Here is a 16933-nt window from a genome sequence, read left to right as displayed (position 1 = left end):
CATCCGGACACCGCGCCCGCCGCGACGGGGTCACTCGTGCGCGATCGCCGCCAGCACGTTCATCCGGGAGGCGCGCAGCGCGGGAAGCAGGGCCGCCACGACGCCCACGAGCGCCGCGCCGACCACCACCGCCACGAGCGTGCTCCAGGGGATGGCCAGCGCCTTCATGCCCTGAAGGGCCAGCACCCGCTGAGTGCACAGGCCCCACACCAGGCCCAGGGACAGCCCCAGGACCGCGCCGAAGACGGCGATCACCACCGACTCCAGCCGGATCATCCGCCGCAGCTGGCGGCGGGCAAGACCGATGGCCCTCAGCAGACCGATCTCCCGGGTGCGCTCCACCACCGACAGGGCGAGCGTGTTGACCACGCCCAGGACCGCGATCACGATCGCGAGGCCGAGCAGCGCGTAGACGAGGTACAGCAGGACCGCGATCTGGTCGTGCACGAGCTTCTTGTAGTCCGCCTGGTCGCGCACCTGCACATTGGGGTACGGCACGAGGGTCTTCTCCAGGTGGGCGCGCAACTGCCCGGTGCCGGTGCCGGGCGCGGCATTCACGTACAGGGCCGCGTCCGGGGTGTTCGGCACGTACTTCTCCAGGGTCCCCATGCCGAAGTACACGCCGCCCTCGATGCCGAACCCCTCGGCCGCGTCCTGGTTGGTCAGCGCCGTCACGGTCAGCCGGGCCTGCCGTCCGCCCTGGAACTCGACGGGCAGCACCGTGTCGGCCCGCACCCCGTGCTTCCCGGCGAAGCGCGCGTCCATGGCGATGTGCCCGTCGGCGAGCGCCGTCGCCGTGTCGCCGTGGACGTACCTGATGTGGGCGACCGAGTCGAGCCGCGGGTCGTACCCGGAGGCGGTGGTCGCGACGCGCTTGCCGTCCGGCAGCCGCAGGGCCACCGCCGCGAGGCGCTGCCGTACGACGGTGCCGGCGCCCGGTGTGTCGCGCACCGCGTGCGTGACCTCCGCGGAGAACGGCAGGAAGTTGCGGTTCTGCACCACGTAGTCGGCGCCCAGCACCCTGTCGATCTGCCGGTCAAGGGAGTTGGTCATGGAGGCACTGGCGACGGACAGCCCGCCGACCAGGGCCAGGCCCACCATCAGGGCGGCCGCGGTGGCGCCGGTGCGGCGCGGGTTGCGCAGCGCGTTGCGCTGGCTCATCCGCCCGATGGACCCGAACAGGGCCGGGAAGGCCCCGCCCAGCACCCGGATCAGCGGGCGCACCAGCAGCGGCCCGGCGACGACGGCGGCGACCAGGGTGAGGACGATGCCCACGCCCAGCAGCGAGGCTGCGGTCGCGGTGCGGTGCGCGGCGGCGCAGCCCGCGAGCGCCGCCGCCCCGGCCGCGCCCACGCCCGCGCCCGCCAGCGCGCGCACCCGCAGCGGCCGGCCCACCCCGGCCACCTCGGTGTCCGCCAGGGCCGCCATGGGCGAGACGGCCGCGGCGCGGCGGGCCGGGAGGTAGGCCGCCAGGAAGGTGACGCCGATGCCGACGGCGTACGCGGCGACGGGCGTGATCCATCTGACGACCATCGCCGTGGTCGCCAGGTTCATGCCGAACGCGCTCATCAGCTGGATCAGCCCGGCCGCCAGGCCGATCCCGGCCGCGAGCCCCACCGTGGAGCCGACCACGCCGAGCAGCACCGCCTCGGCCAGCACCGAGCGCCGCACCTGCCGCCGGTCGGCGCCCAGGGCCCGCAGCAGGCCCAGCTCGCGGGTGCGCTGGGCGATCAGCATGGAGAAGGTGTTGACGATCAGGAAGATGCCGACGAGGACCGCGATCCCGGCGAACCCGACCATGACGTACTTGATGATCTTGACGAATCCGCCGAGCCGGGCGGCGGCCGACTTGGCCTGCTCACCGGCGGTCCGCAGGTCGTAGCCGCCGCTGCCGACGGCCCGGCCGACGCGCTCCTTGAGCTGGGCGTCGGTGACGCCCTTGGCCGCGTCGACCGAGATGCTCGTCGCACGGTCGGTCGAGCCGAGCAGCCTGGCCTGGGCGGTGGGGGTGTCCAGGAAGAGCCTGGCCGCGCCCGGGTTGGTGGTGGTGAACGCGGCGATGCCGACGACCCGGACGCGGAACGAGCCGGGCTGCGCCTGGACCGCGAGCATGTCGCCGATCCGTACGCCGTCGTGCCGGGCGGTGTCGGCGTCCAGCAGGGCCTCGCCGTCGCCGCGCGGAGCGTGTCCCGAGGTCAGCCGCACCGGGCTGCGGTCGGTGACCTGCCAGTTGGAGACGACGGTCGGGGCGCCCGTGGTCGGGCCGACCGGCTCGTTGCGGCTGTCGACGACCATGGCGTTCCGGACGGCCACGTCCACGTGCGTCGCCGCCACACCGTCGACCGCGGCCACCCGCTGGGCGAGGGACGCCGGCACGGTCTGCTCGACCCCGGTGGGCAGGGCGGACGTCAGCTCCTGCCTGGGCGCCACCGTCACATCGGCGGCGGTCGAGGCGAAGAGCTGGTTGAAGGTGCGGGCGACGGTGTCGGAGAAGATGAGGCTGCCCGTGACGAAGGCCACGGACAGGATGACGGCCAGGGCCGAGAGCAGCAGCCGCCCCCTGTGGTCCAGGAAGCTGCGCAGGGTCGCCTTGAGCACCGGATCAGGCCTCCTCGACGGCAAAGCCGTCCCCGCCGAACCGGCCGTGGACCGGGTCGAGCCCGGAGTCGAGCCCGGACGTGAGGCCCGGAGTGAGGCCGGGGGCCGCGGGGACGACCGCTCCGGTGAACAGGCGCATGCGCTCCAGCACGGCCTCCGCGGTCGGGTGCTCCATCGCGTCCACGATCCGGCCGTCCGCGAGGTAGAGCACCAGGTCGGAGTGGGCGGCGGCGTTCGGGTCGTGGGTCACCATGACGACGGTCTGCCCGAGGCTGTCGACGGCGTCGCGCAGAAAGCCGAGTACCTCGAGACCGGCCCGCGAGTCGAGATTTCCGGTCGGTTCGTCGGCGAAGATCAGCTCCGGTCGGGAGGCCAGGGCCCGCGCGCAGGCCACGCGCTGCTGCTGGCCGCCTGAGAGCTGAGACGGACGGTGCCCGAGCCGGTTGCGCAGCCCCAGCGTGTCGATCACCTCGTCCAGCCACTTCTCGTCGGGCCTGCGGCCCGCGATGTCCATCGGCAGCGTGATGTTCTCCAGCGCGTTCAGGGTGGGGATGAGGTTGAACGACTGGAACATGAAGCCGATCCGGTCCCGGCGCAGCTGGGTCAGTTCGCGGTCCTTCAGTCCGGTGATCTCGGTGTCCCCGACCCACACCTGACCGGTCGAGACGGTGTCCAGTCCGGCCAGGCAGTGCATCAGCGTGGACTTCCCGGAGCCGGAGGGGCCCATCACCGTGGTGAAACGGCGGCGTGCGATGTCGACGTCCACCGAGTCCAGCGCGAGCACGGCGGTCTCGCCCGATCCGTACGCCTTGGTCAGCCCGCGGGCGCGGGCCGCGATCCCGTCGGCCGAGCCCCGGCCCGACGGCGCAGCAGGTATGGACACGGGGGCCTCCTCGGGGGTCCTTCGACCCGTTACGTCCTGGCTCGTGACAGCTTCGTCCCCAGCCGAGCGTAATGTGACCGGGCCCACAGCCGGTATCCGTCAGCGGGCCGAGCGGCGCTCCGGGGAGCCCGGTAACCGGGTGAGGAGCACGCGCGTGGCGCACTGTGCCTGCGTTCGCGAGGAGAGTGGCATGCGTAGGCGTGTGATCGGCCGATCAGGTGAGCGGACGCCAGGCCGTGCCCAGCACGCAGTACGAGGAGGGCAGGACCGGCCCCTTCTCCGGAACCAGCAACCGCCGGTAGGGGCCCAGCTCGAACCCGGCGTCGCGCAGGGCGGGGACCGGATCGCGGGCCAGATGGCAGCCGCCGCACAGCAGGGGCCACACCGTGAGATCCAGGGCGCGCTGGGTCAGGGCCATCGCCCGGCCGCCACCCCGGCCGTGCTCGAAGAACCGCACCTCGCCGCCGGGCTTCAGCACCCGCCCCGCCTCGGCGAGCGCGCGCGGCACGTCACGCACGCTGCACAGCACCAGCGCGAGAACCACCGCGTCGAACGCCTCGCTCTTCACCGGCAGCGCCTCCGCACAGCCCGGCACCACGCCGACCGGGACCTCGGCGCGCGAGGCGGCCTCGAACGCCCTCTGCCGCAGCAGCCGCTCCGGTTCGATCGCGACGACCTCCGCGACCGAGTCCGGGTAGCGCGCGAAGTTCAGCCCGGTGCCCGCGCCGATCTCGATCACCCGCCCGGACAGCCCGGCCAGCAGCCGCCCGCGTACCCCGGCGATGCCCATGCCGGTCTCCGCGGCCACGGCGGCCCGGGCGTAGTAACGGGCGAACACCGGATGCCGGACGGCATCCCGCGCCGTCTTCCCAAAGCCGCCGGACCGCACCACCATGCCACCCTCCCGACGCCACTCTCCCGACCGTGACGGGCCTACGGTGAGTGTCCCCGGCGCCTGCCCACCGCACGCCCCGGCGACGGCCGGCGTCCCTCTCAGGCGCCCCCTGCGAACGGTGCGGGTGCCTCACGGCCGGTGAAGTCCGACGCGTCCCACGTGCCGTCGAGCCGGGGGGCCAGCCAGCCGGGAGCCAGGGAGCGGAAGACGGACGGGGGCAGGGCGCCGGCCGCTTCGGGGAGGGCGCCGAGCAGGGGGGCGCCGGCGGTTTCGGGAAGGTCGGTGACGTTGCAGCGGCAGGCGAGGTCGGGCTCGGCGGGCCAGCTGCCGATCACCACGCCGAGCAGATCCAGACCGCGGGTGCGCAGTTCACGGGCCGTCAGCTCCGTGGTGTTCAGCGTGCCCAGCCCCGCCGTGGCCACGACCAGCACCGGAGCGCCCAGCAGTCGCGCCGCGTCCGCCAGGGTGCCACCGTTCGCGTCGAACCGCACGAGCAGCCCGCCCGCGCCTTCCACCAGCACCAGATCGTGCTCGGTGGCCAGCTTGGCGGCGGCCTCGGCCACCTCGTGCGGGCGCACCGGCGCCAGCCCGGCCCGCAGGGCCGCCGTCGCGGGCGCCAACGGCTCCGGATAGCGCGCGAGTTCACGCGCCGTCACCTCACCGGCCAGCCGGGCGACCTCGTCGGCGTCCCCGCGCTCGTCCGGCGCCACACCGGTCTGCGCGGGCTTCAGCACGGCCACCGACCGCCCGGCCGCGACGGCCGCCGCGGCGACGGCGGCCGTCGCCACCGTCTTGCCGACCTCCGTGCCCGTGCCCGTGATCACCAGTACCGGCATCTCAGCCCTCCCTCGCCGCCGCGCACACCGCGCGTGCGATCCGTGCCACGTCCACGTCACCGGTGACGTACGGCGGCATCGTGTACACCAGATCGCGGAACGGCCGCAGCCACACGCCCTCGCGCACGGCCGCCCGCGTGGCCGCCGCCATGTCCACCGCGTGGTCGAGCTGGACCACTCCGATGGCGCCCATGACACGTACGTCCCGCACCCCGGGCAGCTCCGCCGCCGGAGCGAGTCCGTCCCGCAGCCCCGCCTCGATCCGCTTGACCTCCGCCCGCCAGTCCTGGCCGAGCAGCAGTTCGATCGACGCGCAGGCCACCGCCGCCGCCAGCGGGTTGGCCATGAAGGTCGGGCCGTGCGCGAGTACCGGCACCTCGCCGCGCGAGATCCCCTCGGCCACCCGCGCGGTGCACAGCGTCGCCGCCATCGTCAGATAGCCGCCGGTCAGCGCCTTGCCCACGCACATCACGTCCGGCGTCACGGTGGCGTGCTCCGCCGCGAACAGGGCGCCGGTGCGCCCGAACCCGGTGGCGATCTCGTCGAACACCAGGAGCACGTCGTGCGCGTCGCACACCTCGCGCAGCACCTTCAGATAGGCGGGGGAGTGGAAGCGCATCCCGCCCGCGCCCTGCACCACCGGTTCGACGATCACGGCGGCCAGTTCACCGGCGTGCCGTTCGACCATCTCGCGCAGATGGACGGCGTACGCCTCCTCGTACTCGGCCGGCGGAGCGTCCGCGAAGACCTGACGGGGCAGCACACCGGTCCACAGCTCGTGCATCCCGCCCTCGGGGTCGCACACGGACATCGGCTGCCAGGTGTCCCCGTGGTAGCCGCCCCGCCAGGTCAGCAGCCGCCGCTTGTCCGGGCGGCCGAGCGAGCGCCAGTACTGCAGGCACATCTTGACCGCGACCTCGACCGACACCGAACCGGAGTCGGCGAGGAACACATGCTCCAGTCCCTCCGGCGACATGTCGACCAGGAGCTTCGCCAGCCGGACGGCGGGCTCGTGCGTGAGCCCGCCGAACATCACGTGGCTCATCCGCTCCAGCTGCTCCCGCGCGGCCTCGTTCAGCACCGGGTGGTTGTAGCCGTGGATCGCCGCCCACCACGACGACATGCCGTCGACCAGTTCGCCCGAGCCGTCCGCGAGCCTCAGCCGGACCCCGCTCGCCGACTCCACGACGAGCGGTTCCTGGCGGCCGGGCATAGGTCCGTACGGGTGCCACACGTGCCGCCGGTCGAGCTCCAGCAACTCGGGCACGCCCAGGCCGGGCGTGTCGCGCGGTTCAGGCATTGGGCGCGAGGTCCGTTCCGGCGCCCCGGCGGCGTACGGCGACCAGGTCGGTACGCGGCTCGCTGCCGGCCGCGGCCGCCGGTACCGGCGCCGATTCCGTTGCCGGCGCTTCGGCCGGTGCCGCGGCGGAACCGCAGACCCCGCCACCCTGGTGCGACCCGCACCCCGGCTCCTCGTCCGATCCGCAGCCCGAGCCTCCGTGGGACCCGCACCCGGCGCCGTCGTGCGACCCGCACGCGCCCCCGGCCGCCGCCCGGTGCTCGGGCAGCGTCACCTGGTCGGCGCCCTCCACCTCGAACCCGGCGTCCGCGATCATCTCCAGGTCGGCCCTGCCCGCCTGGCCCTCGCTGGTCAGGTAGTCGCCGAGGAAGATCGAGTTGGCCAGGTGCAGCGCGAGGGGCTGCATGGTGCGCAGGTGCACCTCGCGGCCGCCCGCGATCCGCACCTCTACGTCCGGGCAGACGAACCGGACCATCGCCAGGATCCGCAGGCAGCGCTGCGGGGTCAGGTTCCACTCCTTGGCGAGCGGAGTGCCCTCGAACGGGATCAGGAAGTTCACCGGAACGGAGTCCGGGTCCAGCTCGCGCAGCGAGAAGACCACGTCGACCAGGTCCTCGTCGCTCTCGCCCATCCCCGCGATGAGCCCCGAGCAGGCGGAAAGACCGGCCGCGTGCGCCTTGTGCACTGTGTCCACCCGGTCGGCGTAGGTGTGGGTGGTGGTGATGCCGCCGTACGTCGCCTCGGAGGTGTTGAGGTTGTGGTTGTAGGCGTCGGCCCCGGCCTCGCGCAGCCGTTCGGCCTGGCCGTCGGAGAGCAGACCGAGGCAGGCGCACACCTCGACGCCCTCGTTCTGCTCCTTGATCGCCTTGATGGTGTCGGAGACCCGGTCCACGTCACGGTCGGTCGGACCGCGCCCGCTGGCCACCAGGCAGACCCGCTTGGCGCCGCCCGCCAGTCCGGCCGCGGCGGCCTCGGAGGCCTGGTCGGGCTTGAGCCAGGTGTACTTGAGGATGTCGGCCTTCGAACCGAGCCGCTGGGAGCAGTAGGAGCAGTCCTCGGGGCACAGGCCCGACTTGAGGTTGACGAGATAGTTGAGTTTCACCCGCCGGCCGAACCAGTGGCGGCGCACCTTCCCGGCCGCGGCCACCACATCCAGCAGGTCGTCGTCCGAGGTGGCCAGCACGGCCAGAGCTTCCCCGCGGGTCGGCGACTCGCGCCGAAGCCCCTTGTCCACCAGCGTGTTCAGCAGGTCCATGGGAGCGATCCTGTCCTACGGCCCGGTCCCCGGCCAAGGAGACTCCGCACAACGACGGACACATCGACATGTGGGTATGGCCACATGAGGGACGGCCGGGCTTGCCGCTAGGGTCTGTGCACTGTCTGCGCATGCCCCGGAGGAACCATGGCGTTCGGCTGGATCGACGAGCAGGCGGACGCACGCCGCCGGGCCGGACTCGTAAGGACCCTGCGGCCCCGCCCCGCCGACTCGCCGCTGCTCGACCTCGCGGGCAACGACTACCTGGGGCTCGCCCGCCACCCGGAGGTGACCGAGGGGGCCGCGGCCGCGGCACGCACCTGGGGCGGCGGCTCGACCGGTTCCAGGCTCGTCACCGGCACCACCGAACTGCACGCCGAACTGGAGCGTGAACTGTCCGGTTTCTGCGGTTTCGAGGCGGCGCTGGTCTTCTCCTCCGGATACGCCGCGAACCTGGCCGCGGTCACCGCGCTCGCGCCGCACGGCTCGCTCGTCGTCTCCGACGCGGGCAACCACGCCTCGCTCATCGACGGCTGCCGGCTGGCCCGGGGCACGACACAGGTCGTCGCGCACGCCGACCCGGACGCCGTGCGCAAGGCGCTCGGCACGCACGAGGGCCCGGCCGTGCTCGTCTCGGACACGGTGTTCTCGGTCGACGGCGACGCGGCCCCGCTGGCCGAGTTCGCCGCGGTGTGCCGGGAGCGCGGCGCGGGACTCCTCGCCGACGACGCCCACGGGCTGGGCGTCCTGGGCGCCGGAGGCCGCGGTGCCGCGCACGCGGCCGGACTGGCGGGCGCCGACGACGTGGTCGTCACGGCCACGCTGTCGAAGTCGCTCGGCAGCCAGGGCGGAGTCGTCCTCGGGCCCGCGCGGGTGATCGACCACCTCGTCAACGCGGCCCGGACGTTCATCTTCGACACCGGCCTCGCGCCCGCCGCCGCGGGAGCCGCCCTGGCGGCGCTGCGACTGCTGCGCCGCGAACCGGAGCGGGCGGCACGCGCGCGTGCGGTGGCGGCCGAACTCCACGCACGCCTGACCGCCGCGGGCCTGGAGGCGGTACGTCCGGACGCCGCGGTGGTCTCGGTGCGCGCGCCGTCCCCGGAGCGGGCCGTGCGATGGGCGGCCGACTGCCGGGCGTCAGGCCTCGCCGTGGGCTGCTTCCGTCCTCCTTCCGTGCCCGACGGCATCTCTCGGCTGAGGCTGACCGCCCGCGCGGACCTCTCCGGGGCGCAGATCGAACGCGCTGTACGGGTGATCGGTGGGACGCGGCCATGAGTCGGCGTGACACGGCCGCGCGTCACCGTGGGCGGATGTGACCGGATGGTGCGTCAGACGAGGTGAGCCGCGGCCGTGAAGCGGGCCCAGCTCGCGGGGGAGAAGAGCAGCGCCGGGCCGGCCGGGGCCTTGGAGTCGCGCACGGCGAGCAGTCCGGACCACGGTCCCGCGGCGGGCCGGGCCGTCTCGACGCAGTTGTTGGCTCCCGTGCTCCAGCTGCTGCGCAGCCAGCGCACGTTGTGCAGATCGGTGCTGGAAGATACGTGCCGAGGCAGAGCGGACATGGTGCCTCCTCAGGCGGTACGCGGTGGTGCGCCGTCAGTGTCCTGGCGTATCCCGGCGATGAAGTCCAACGAGTCCTCGGGCGAGAGGGCGTGGATCCGCAGGGTGTCGAAGGCCTCCGTGTAGGCCTCTAGGTCTTCTTTCCGCTCGAGATGGAAGCTACTCGTCAGGTGGTCGAGAACCACCACGTTCAGATCAGAGGTGTTCGAAAACGAGAAGATTACGAAAGGCCCGGTGACGCCGATGTGCGCGCCGGCGGCGAACGGCAGCACCTGGAGCCGTACCTGGGGCAGCCGGGCCGCCTCCGTCAGCCGCTCCAGCTGCCGCCGCATGATCTCGGGGCCGCCCACCTCGCGGCGCAGCACCGCCTCGTCCAGCACCGCGTCCAGCTCCAGCGGCGGTCGCGCCCGCAGCACGTCCTGGCGGGCCAGCCGCACCTCCACCAGCGCGTCCAGCCGGTCCTCGTCGAGCCCGTCCACGGCGGCCCGGGTGACCGCGCGGGCGTACTCGGGCGTCTGCAGCAGCCCGGGGACGACCGAGGTCTCCAGGGTGCGCATCCCGCTCGCCTGCGACTCCAGGCTGATGAAGTCCCGGTAGGTCGGCGGCAGCACGCCGCGGTAGGCGTGCCACCAGTGGTGCCGGCCGTCGCCGTCGTCCAGTCCCGCGAGGACCAGGAGCAGCTCGCGGAGCTGGGAGTCGTGGACCGCGTAGGCGTCCAGGAGCGAGCGCACATCGGCCGGTTTCACCCCACTGGTGCCGGTTTCGATGCGGCTGACCTTCGACTGGTGCCAGCCGACCAGGCGGGCCGCCTCACCGCTGGTGAGGCCCGCGCCGGTGCGCAGCGCGCGCAGTTCGGCGCCCAGCTTCCGGCGGCGCACCGCGGGACCGTGTTGCATGGATGACTCCCTCGCTCCCTCTGAACGCTCCACGCGACCCGCTTCACATACGGTCTTCCGTCGCAGAGTTCACCGCATCGAGCGACAGATATATGCATATCCCGGTGGATCGCCACCGAGAGCGGAGCACTGATGGCAGTCTGACGGCGAAGCACCAGTGCGGGACCGTACTCGAACCATCCGCTCAGTGTCGGACTCCGGCCCCGTGGGAAAGGGACGACGTCGCCATGGCAGACCATCTGGAAGCATCCGTCACTCTGCCGAGCGATCCCGCCTCGGTCTGCGTGGCCCGCGCCTATGTGGCCGGCACGCTCGCGGAGTGGGGCCTTCCGCCGGCCACGGACACCGCCGAGACGGTGCGGCTCATCGTCTCGGAACTCACCACCAACGCCGTACAGCACACTCTGGGGCAGTCACCCACCTTCACGGTGGACCTCGTCCTCGTGCGTGACGAACGGCTGTGCATCGGGGTCACCGACAGCCACCCCCGGTTCCCGAAACGACTGCCGGCCGCCGTCCAGCAGGACAACGGCCGGGGCATGGTGATCATCCGGTGGCTCACCGCCGAGTGCGGCGGCAGTCTGACCGTGCGGCCGACCCGGGAGGGCGGCAAGACGGTCTGCATCGAACTTCCGTGGACGGCTCCCGCCCGACCCGTGACGGCCGCGGGCCAGGAACCGTAGGAAGGTGCGGTGACGACGCCGCGGCGCCGCCACCGCCCCGCACGGCGGCCGGGTCAGCTGATCCGGCCGTACCAGACGCTCTTCGTCCAGATCTTCTGCAGCTTCACCACGTCCCCGGTCTTCGGGGCGTGCCAGATCTTGCCCGAGCCGGCGTAGATGCCGACGTGGTACACGTACGAGCCCGAGTGGAAGAACACCAGGTCCCCGGCCCGGCGGCTGCCCGCCGAGATGTGCCGGCTCCTGTTGTACTGCTGCTCGGCCGTGCGGGGCAGACTCTTGCCCGCCCTCTTGAACGAGTACAGCGTGAGGCCGGAGCAGTCGAACCTCCGCGGCCCCGTGGCACCCCACTGGTAGGGCGCCCCCTTCTTGGACGCGGCGATCTGCAGCGCCTTGGTCCCCATCGTCACGGCCGAGGCCTCGGAGGCCACGCCCGGCACCACGATCGAGCCGCCCACGGCGGCCAGGGTCAGTGCCGAGGCCGTGCCGGCCCGGGCCATCAGCGACGGGACACGATTGAGCGCAGTCATGCGCAACCCTTCGTCAGCCGCCTGTGAAGGATGACCTGTCGGATTCGGGCTGGCGAAGTTGCCCGGCCGCGTTGCCGCGGCTTCACCCCAAGGGCTGCTCGGGCCGGCCATGGTGTGACCGTTCCGGCGACCCGTCGTGCTTGGGTCCTCCACTCCTGCCGATCCACTCCTGTCGACCGGTCATCCGGGCGGCGGCAGGACTCGGCGTCCGCCCGGACCGCCCCGCCGTTGTGGCGGGGGCTTGTCGTCAGACAGGGATCTTCACCCACGGATGTCCGAAAATCCCAATGGAAGCGAGTGTTTGTGTTGTTACTCACCACGCGCCCGTTCGGGTGGACACCCTCGCGATCGAACGGATGCCCCCTCACCCGACGACCCCCGGACCAGCACCGGAAGGCCTTGTTCCGCCGTTCGGGGAGGCGTGTTGCGCAACTGTGGCGGTCCCGGAAGGGGAGCTGAACCTACACCGAAAGGCGGGCGGTCATTCGGGGACATTCCGTGCCGCGTGTCGTGGCGCGCCGCCTTCTGCGCCCGCCGCGCCCCTGGTGGTGGATGACGTCAACTTCCGCAGTTTGGCGGCGTGGTGAGGCGGATGGTGCGCGGCTCGCCGTCCGGCGCCGGCGGCGCGCAGGGCAGGGTGGGTGTCGCCTCCGGTTCGGTCCGGTGCGGAGCGCGTGAGTCGGCAATTGGGGACGATCCGGTCAACCACCCCATAATTCATGACTTCTGGCGCTTACGGTGCCGGGTGTCGCTCCAGGCCGCCCGTGCCTGCCGCGCGGGCCGGCCGCCGGGCTCCGCTCAGCGGGACACGCCGCGCCGCTTATCGGATTGGCAAAGAAGGTCAACGACCCCTGTTCTCAGGGACCTCACAGCCGCAAAGATCCCCGTACCCAATTCGCAACGACGTACGGGGAGGTCCCCCTTGAGGGACATGAGACCCAGGAACCGGGTGCTGGCGCTCGGTTCGGCCGGTGCGCTGGTCACGGCGACCCTGATAGCCGGCGCGGTGGCGACGCCCGCGGCGGGCGCGAACAACGGCCAGGGCCAGGACCGCGAGTCCCGCGGCGCGGCGATCGCCGCCGAGCGTGCCGCGAAGGCCGGCATCGACTGGCAGGACTGCCCCGCCGACTGGGGGCTGGCCAAGCCCATCCAGTGCGGTTACGTCTCGGTGCCGATCGACTACGCCGACCCCTACGGCAAGCAGATCAAGCTGGCCGTCGACCGCATCGGCAACACCGGCTCCAAGGAGGAGCGCCAGGGCGCCCTCGTCTACAACCCGGGTGGCCCCGGCGGTTCGGGCCTGCGCTTCCCGACCCGGGTCACCAACAAGAACGCCATCTGGGCCAACGTGGCGAAGGCCTACGACTTCGTCGGCTTCGACCCGCGCGGTGTCGGCCACTCGGCGCCTATCTCCTGCGCGGACCCGCAGAAGTTCGCCGAGGGCTCCAAGCTCGACCCGGTGCCGGACTCCGAGGCCGACAAGAGCATCCAGCGCAAGCTGGCCCGCGAGTACGCGCAGGGCTGCCTCCAGCGCACCGGCCGCGGCATGCTCCAGCAGATGACCACGCCGAACACCGTCCGCGACCTGGACGTCATCCGCGCCGCGCTCGGCGAGCAGAAGCTCAACTTCCTCGGCGTCTCCTACGGCACCTACCTCGGCGCCGTCTACGGCACGATGTTCCCGGGCCACGTGCGCCGGATGGTCGTCGACAGCGTCGTCAACCCGGCCCGCGAGAACGTCTGGTACCAGGCCAACCTGAACCAGGACGTCGCCTTCGAGGGCCGCTGGAAGGACTGGCAGGACTGGGTCGCCGCGAACGACGCCACCTACCACCTGGGCGCCACCCGCGACGCCGTCCAGCAGCAGTGGCTGAAGCTGCGCGCCACCGCCAAGAAGAGCCCCATCGGCGGGGTCGTCGGCCCGAACGAGCTGATCTCCTTCTTCCAGAGCGCGCCGTACTACGACTCGTCGTGGGCGCCGGTGGCGAGGGTGTTCAGCAAGTACGTCGCCGGTGACACCCAGGCGCTGGTCGACGCGGCCGCCCCGGACCTGTCCGACATCGCGGGCAACATCTCCTCGGAGAACGGCAACGCCGTCTACACCGCGGTGGAGTGCACCGACGCCAAGTGGCCCACCAACTGGAAGACGTGGGACCGGGACAACACGCGGCTGCACAAGACCGCCCCGTTCATGACGTGGGCCAACGCGTGGATGAACCTGCCGTGCGCCACGTGGCCGGTCAAGCAGCAGAACCCGGTGGACGTCAAGACCGGCAAGGGGCTGCCCGAGGTGCTCATCGTGCAGTCCACGCGGGACGCCGCCACGCCGTACGCGGGCGCCGTCGAGCTGCACAAGCGGTTCAAGGGCTCCCGTCTGATCACGGAGAAGGACGCGGGCTCCCACGGAGTCACCGGCCTGGCCAACCCGTGCATCAACGAGCGGGTGGACACCTACCTGCTCACCGGGAAGACCGACTCGGCGGACGTGACCTGCGCGCCGCACGCCACGCCGAAGGCGTAGCGATCGGCATTATCGGCATCAGGTGACGAGGGGCGGCCGGGACACCCGGCCGCCCCTTGCGCGTCTCGGGCGTGCCCGGCGGCGTCAACCGAGCGGTGCCCGCGGGAACCTGCGCCTGTCGCCCTTCCCCTCGGACTGCTCCGCCTTGGCCACGGCCGCGTACTGGTCGACGTACTCCTGCTCGGACAGCGTCAGGATGGCGTACATGATCTCGTCGGTGGCGGCGCGCAGGATCGCCTTCTCTTTCTCCATGCCCGCGTAGCGGGAGAAGTCCAGCGGCTTGCCGAAGCGGATCACGATCGGGTGCGGGCGAGGGAGGGTCTTCCCGGGCGGCTGGGCCTCGAAGGTGCCGATCATCGCGCACGGCACGACCGGCACGCCTGCCTTGAGCGCCATGACCGCGACGCCGACCTTGCCCTTGTACAGGCGGCCGTCGTGCGACCGGGTGCCCTCCGGGTAGATACCGAGCAGCTCGTCCTTGCGCAGCACCCCGAGCCCCTCCCGGATCGCGGCCTGCCCGGCCTCCTTGCCGGACCGGTCGACCGGGATCTGGCCCGCGCTGCGGAAGAAGGCCGCGGTGAGCCTGCCCTTGATGCCGGGACCCGTGAAGTACTCGGCCTTGGCCAGGAAGGTGATCCGCCGTTTGAGGATCGCGGGCATCAGGAAGTGGTCCGAGAAGGAGAGATGGTTGCCCGCGACGATGGCCGCCCCCGAGGCCGGCACGTGCTCCAGCCCTTCGATACGAGGCCGGAAGACCAGCCTGAGCAGCGGTCCCAGCAGAACGTATTTGAGCAGGTAGTAGAACACGGCTTGCCCCTCACTCCGACCAGCTCGGCCTCGGACCGGTGTTGTGCCAGGTAAAGGGCAGGATCCCGGATTTGGTCCACGTGCGTCAGTAGTCATCTGTAACCGCCCGCGGCCGCGGTCATGCTGTCCCGCCGGTCCGGTGCCGGACGGACGCGCCGGTATGCGGCGGACGGGTGGTACGGACCTGCGAGAATGTGGCCCATGGCAGGGTCCGAGGGTTATGAGTCCGAGTCCGAACGCGTCACACGGCAGTTGCGCGACCAGATCCTCGACGGCGACCGCCGGCCCGGCAGCAAGCTCGTCGAACGGGAACTCGCCGCGGAACTCGGCGTGAGCAGGCTCCCGATCCGGGAGGCGCTGAAGGCACTGGTGGCGGAGGGACTGGTCACGCCGCGCCCGCGCACCTGGGCCGTCGTACGCGAGTTCACCTCGACCGACATCTCCGACCTCGACGAGGTCCGCACCGCCCTGGAGACGCTGACGTTCCGGCTCGCGGCCCAGCGGCGCAACCGCGCCGGCCTGGAGAAGCTGCGAACGGATCTCGACGCCGAGCTCGAAGCGGCACGCCGGGGCGACGCCGTCAAGGCCCGGCGCGCCGCGGCCGACTTCCACGAGACCGTGACGGCGATGGCCGCCAACGAGCTGCTGAACGAGCTGGGCACCACGCTCCGCAGCCGTATGCGCTGGCTGCTGGCTCAGCACGACGACCTGATGACCGTCGCGAAGGAGCACGAGGCGCTCTACGAGGCGATCGCGGACCGGGATGTGCCGAGGGTCGAGGAACTGGTCATGAAGCACCTGGCCACCAGCCGGGACGTGGCCACGACCCACCGCCGGCAGCCACCGCGGTAGCGCGGGCGCGGGCTGTCCCCGATCGCCCGTAATGGCGCCGAGCCTGCCGGGCGGCTCGGGCCGCCGGCGAGGAGCGAGATGAACGGGTCCGACCCCGCCGGCGCCCTTGCCCTCGGCGCCGTGGCGGCCGCCGTGCTCGACGAAGCCGGGACCGTCGTGCGCTGGTCCCGCGCGGCGGCCAACCTGCTGGGACACCCCATCGGGGACCTGCTCGCCGACGCCCCCGACGGGCCGCGGTCCTGCGCCTCCGCGGCGCACGGGTACCCGGCCGTCGGCCGGACCCGGTTGCGGCACCCCTCCGGAGGTGCCGTGGAGGTCGCCTTCCGGATCGAGCGCCTGGAGGGCCCCGCCGAACTGCTGGTCCTGGCCGCCCCCGCGGCCGGAGCGACCGAGCGGGAACAGGGCCTGTCCCTGCTGCACGCGCTCTTCTCCCAGACCTGGATGGGGGTCACCCTCCCCCGCGACACGGACCTGGCCCTCGTACGGACCAACATCACCCTCGAGACGCTCGGCGGACCTCCCGGCGCCGACGGCGTGCACATGCGGGAGGTGGCCGACGCCGGGAGCGCCGATTTCTGACCGGGCACCAGCACCGGCGGGTCTGCGGGGCCGCCGTCCGACACGAGCGCGGTGGCGCGTTGCCGTGCCTGCCGGTGAGCGTTCGTCCGGCGTCGTACGGTGTGGGCATGGCCCCTCCGCTTCCGGGTCCGCTGGAGCACCTGGCACCGCTGCTCAGCCACTACGGGTACTGGGCCGTGGGCGGCGTGGTCCTCGTCGAGGACTTCGGCGTCCCCGCGCCGGGCGAGACGATCCTGATCGCGGCCGGGGTGTACGCGGGGGCCGGGCAGCTCGATGTCGTGGCCGTGGCCCTGATCGCGTTCGCCGCGGCCGTCGTCGGCGACAACATCGGCTACCTCGTCGGCCATCTCGGCGGACGTCCCTTCGTGCACCGCTGGGGCCGGTACATCTTCCTGACGCCGGAACGGTTCGCGGCGGCCGAGCGGTTCTTCGGCCGGCACGGGGGCAAGATCGTCGTCGTGGCCCGGTTCATCGAGGGCCTGCGCCAGGCCAACGGCATCATCGCGGGCACCACGGGCATGCACTGGCTCCGCTTCCTCGCCTTCAACGCGCTCGGCGCGGCGCTGTGGGTCGGCCTGTGGGTGAGCCTCGCCTACGCGGCGGGCACGCACATCGACACGGTCTACGCCGAGATCAGCCGCTACCAGGTGTACGTGCTCGTCGCGCTCGCGGTCCTCGTCGTCGCGCTGATCGCGCGGCACCTGCTGAGGCGCAGGCGACGCCAGGACTGACCGCCGCCGACGC

General features: G+C 72.3%; 16 protein-coding genes and 1 riboswitch. Of the genes, 6 read left to right on the top strand and 10 right to left on the bottom strand.

Annotation, left to right across the window (positions count from 1 at the left end):
- Positions 1–30 precede the first annotated feature (30 nt).
- The 6 genes from ACIP4X_RS13870 to bioB form a co-directional block, all read right to left on the bottom strand.
- On the bottom strand, positions 31–2598 hold the full coding sequence (locus ACIP4X_RS13870) for an FtsX-like permease family protein (protein WP_358736455.1): 2568 nt from the start codon (positions 2596–2598) through the stop codon (positions 31–33).
- A gap of 4 nt (positions 2599–2602) precedes the next feature.
- Positions 2603–3481: an ABC transporter ATP-binding protein gene (locus ACIP4X_RS13865; protein ID WP_358736453.1), complete on the bottom strand. Its 879-nt coding sequence runs from the start codon at positions 3479–3481 to the stop codon at positions 2603–2605.
- A gap of 214 nt (positions 3482–3695) precedes the next feature.
- Positions 3696–4376, bottom strand: coding sequence for a class I SAM-dependent methyltransferase (locus tag ACIP4X_RS13860; RefSeq protein ID WP_358736451.1), 681 nt, complete (start codon positions 4374–4376; stop codon positions 3696–3698).
- Between the two features lie 98 nt (positions 4377–4474).
- A complete protein-coding gene (gene bioD / locus ACIP4X_RS13855; RefSeq protein WP_358736449.1) occupies positions 4475–5212 on the bottom strand; it encodes a dethiobiotin synthase in 738 nt (245 codons plus the stop codon).
- A 1-nt stretch (position 5213) separates the two neighbouring features.
- Complete coding sequence (locus ACIP4X_RS13850; protein WP_358736447.1) at positions 5214–6512, bottom strand: adenosylmethionine--8-amino-7-oxononanoate transaminase; 1299 nt, start codon at positions 6510–6512, stop codon at positions 5214–5216.
- Positions 6505–7767, bottom strand: coding sequence for a biotin synthase BioB (bioB, locus tag ACIP4X_RS13845; protein ID WP_391454884.1), 1263 nt, complete (start codon positions 7765–7767; stop codon positions 6505–6507). Before bioB ends, ACIP4X_RS13850 begins: the two co-directional genes overlap by 8 nt.
- Before the next feature lie 147 nt (positions 7768–7914).
- On the opposite strand from bioB, the gene ACIP4X_RS13840 reads away from it, so the two are divergent.
- The gene (locus tag ACIP4X_RS13840; protein WP_401348335.1) at positions 7915–9042 is read left to right on the top strand and encodes an 8-amino-7-oxononanoate synthase; all 1128 of its coding nucleotides are present in this window, start codon (positions 7915–7917) and stop codon (positions 9040–9042) included.
- A 53-nt stretch (positions 9043–9095) separates the two neighbouring features.
- Here the strand turns inward: ACIP4X_RS13840 and ACIP4X_RS13835 are convergent, their stop codons facing one another.
- Entirely contained in the window at positions 9096–9326 is a 231-nt protein-coding gene (locus ACIP4X_RS13835; RefSeq protein WP_358736441.1) for a DUF397 domain-containing protein, read from the bottom strand.
- A gap of 9 nt (positions 9327–9335) precedes the next feature.
- Positions 9336–10220, bottom strand: a complete 885-nt coding sequence (locus ACIP4X_RS13830; RefSeq protein WP_358736439.1) for a helix-turn-helix transcriptional regulator — start codon at positions 10218–10220, stop codon at positions 9336–9338.
- A 227-nt stretch (positions 10221–10447) separates the two neighbouring features.
- On the opposite strand from ACIP4X_RS13830, the gene ACIP4X_RS13825 reads away from it, so the two are divergent.
- A complete protein-coding gene (locus ACIP4X_RS13825; RefSeq protein ID WP_358736437.1) occupies positions 10448–10903 on the top strand; it encodes an ATP-binding protein in 456 nt (151 codons plus the stop codon).
- A gap of 53 nt (positions 10904–10956) precedes the next feature.
- On the opposite strand, the gene ACIP4X_RS13820 is transcribed toward ACIP4X_RS13825, so the two are convergent.
- Positions 10957–11430: a C40 family peptidase gene (locus tag ACIP4X_RS13820; RefSeq protein WP_358736435.1), complete on the bottom strand. Its 474-nt coding sequence runs from the start codon at positions 11428–11430 to the stop codon at positions 10957–10959.
- A gap of 3 nt (positions 11431–11433) precedes the next feature.
- Positions 11434–11647, bottom strand: a riboswitch (cyclic di-AMP (ydaO/yuaA leader).
- A gap of 714 nt (positions 11648–12361) precedes the next feature.
- Between ACIP4X_RS13820 and ACIP4X_RS13815 the strand changes: the two genes are divergently transcribed.
- Complete coding sequence (locus ACIP4X_RS13815) at positions 12362–13951, top strand: alpha/beta fold hydrolase (RefSeq protein ID WP_391454882.1); 1590 nt, start codon at positions 12362–12364, stop codon at positions 13949–13951.
- 84 nt (positions 13952–14035) lie between these two features.
- Here the strand turns inward: ACIP4X_RS13815 and ACIP4X_RS13810 are convergent, their stop codons facing one another.
- Complete coding sequence (locus tag ACIP4X_RS13810; RefSeq protein ID WP_391454881.1) at positions 14036–14758, bottom strand: 1-acyl-sn-glycerol-3-phosphate acyltransferase; 723 nt, start codon at positions 14756–14758, stop codon at positions 14036–14038.
- Positions 14759–14959: 201 nt separating this feature from the next.
- Between ACIP4X_RS13810 and ACIP4X_RS13805 the strand changes: the two genes are divergently transcribed.
- The 3 genes from ACIP4X_RS13805 to ACIP4X_RS13795 all read left to right on the top strand — a co-directional run bounded on the left by ACIP4X_RS13805 (position 14960) and on the right by ACIP4X_RS13795 (position 16920).
- The gene (locus tag ACIP4X_RS13805) at positions 14960–15610 is read left to right on the top strand and encodes a GntR family transcriptional regulator (RefSeq protein WP_358736430.1); all 651 of its coding nucleotides are present in this window, start codon (positions 14960–14962) and stop codon (positions 15608–15610) included.
- A 78-nt stretch (positions 15611–15688) separates the two neighbouring features.
- Positions 15689–16189 carry a hypothetical protein gene (locus ACIP4X_RS13800; protein WP_401348329.1) on the top strand — a complete coding sequence of 167 codons (501 nt, stop codon included), beginning with the start codon at positions 15689–15691 and terminating at the stop codon, positions 16187–16189.
- A 107-nt stretch (positions 16190–16296) separates the two neighbouring features.
- The gene (locus ACIP4X_RS13795; RefSeq protein ID WP_358736427.1) at positions 16297–16920 is read left to right on the top strand and encodes a DedA family protein; all 624 of its coding nucleotides are present in this window, start codon (positions 16297–16299) and stop codon (positions 16918–16920) included.
- Positions 16921–16933 lie beyond the last annotated feature (13 nt).

This window comes from Streptomyces sp. NPDC088817 (assembly GCF_044750345.1).
Lineage (GTDB): Bacteria > Actinomycetota > Actinomycetes > Streptomycetales > Streptomycetaceae > Streptomyces.
This window is presented reverse-complemented; position numbering and strand designations above follow the sequence as displayed.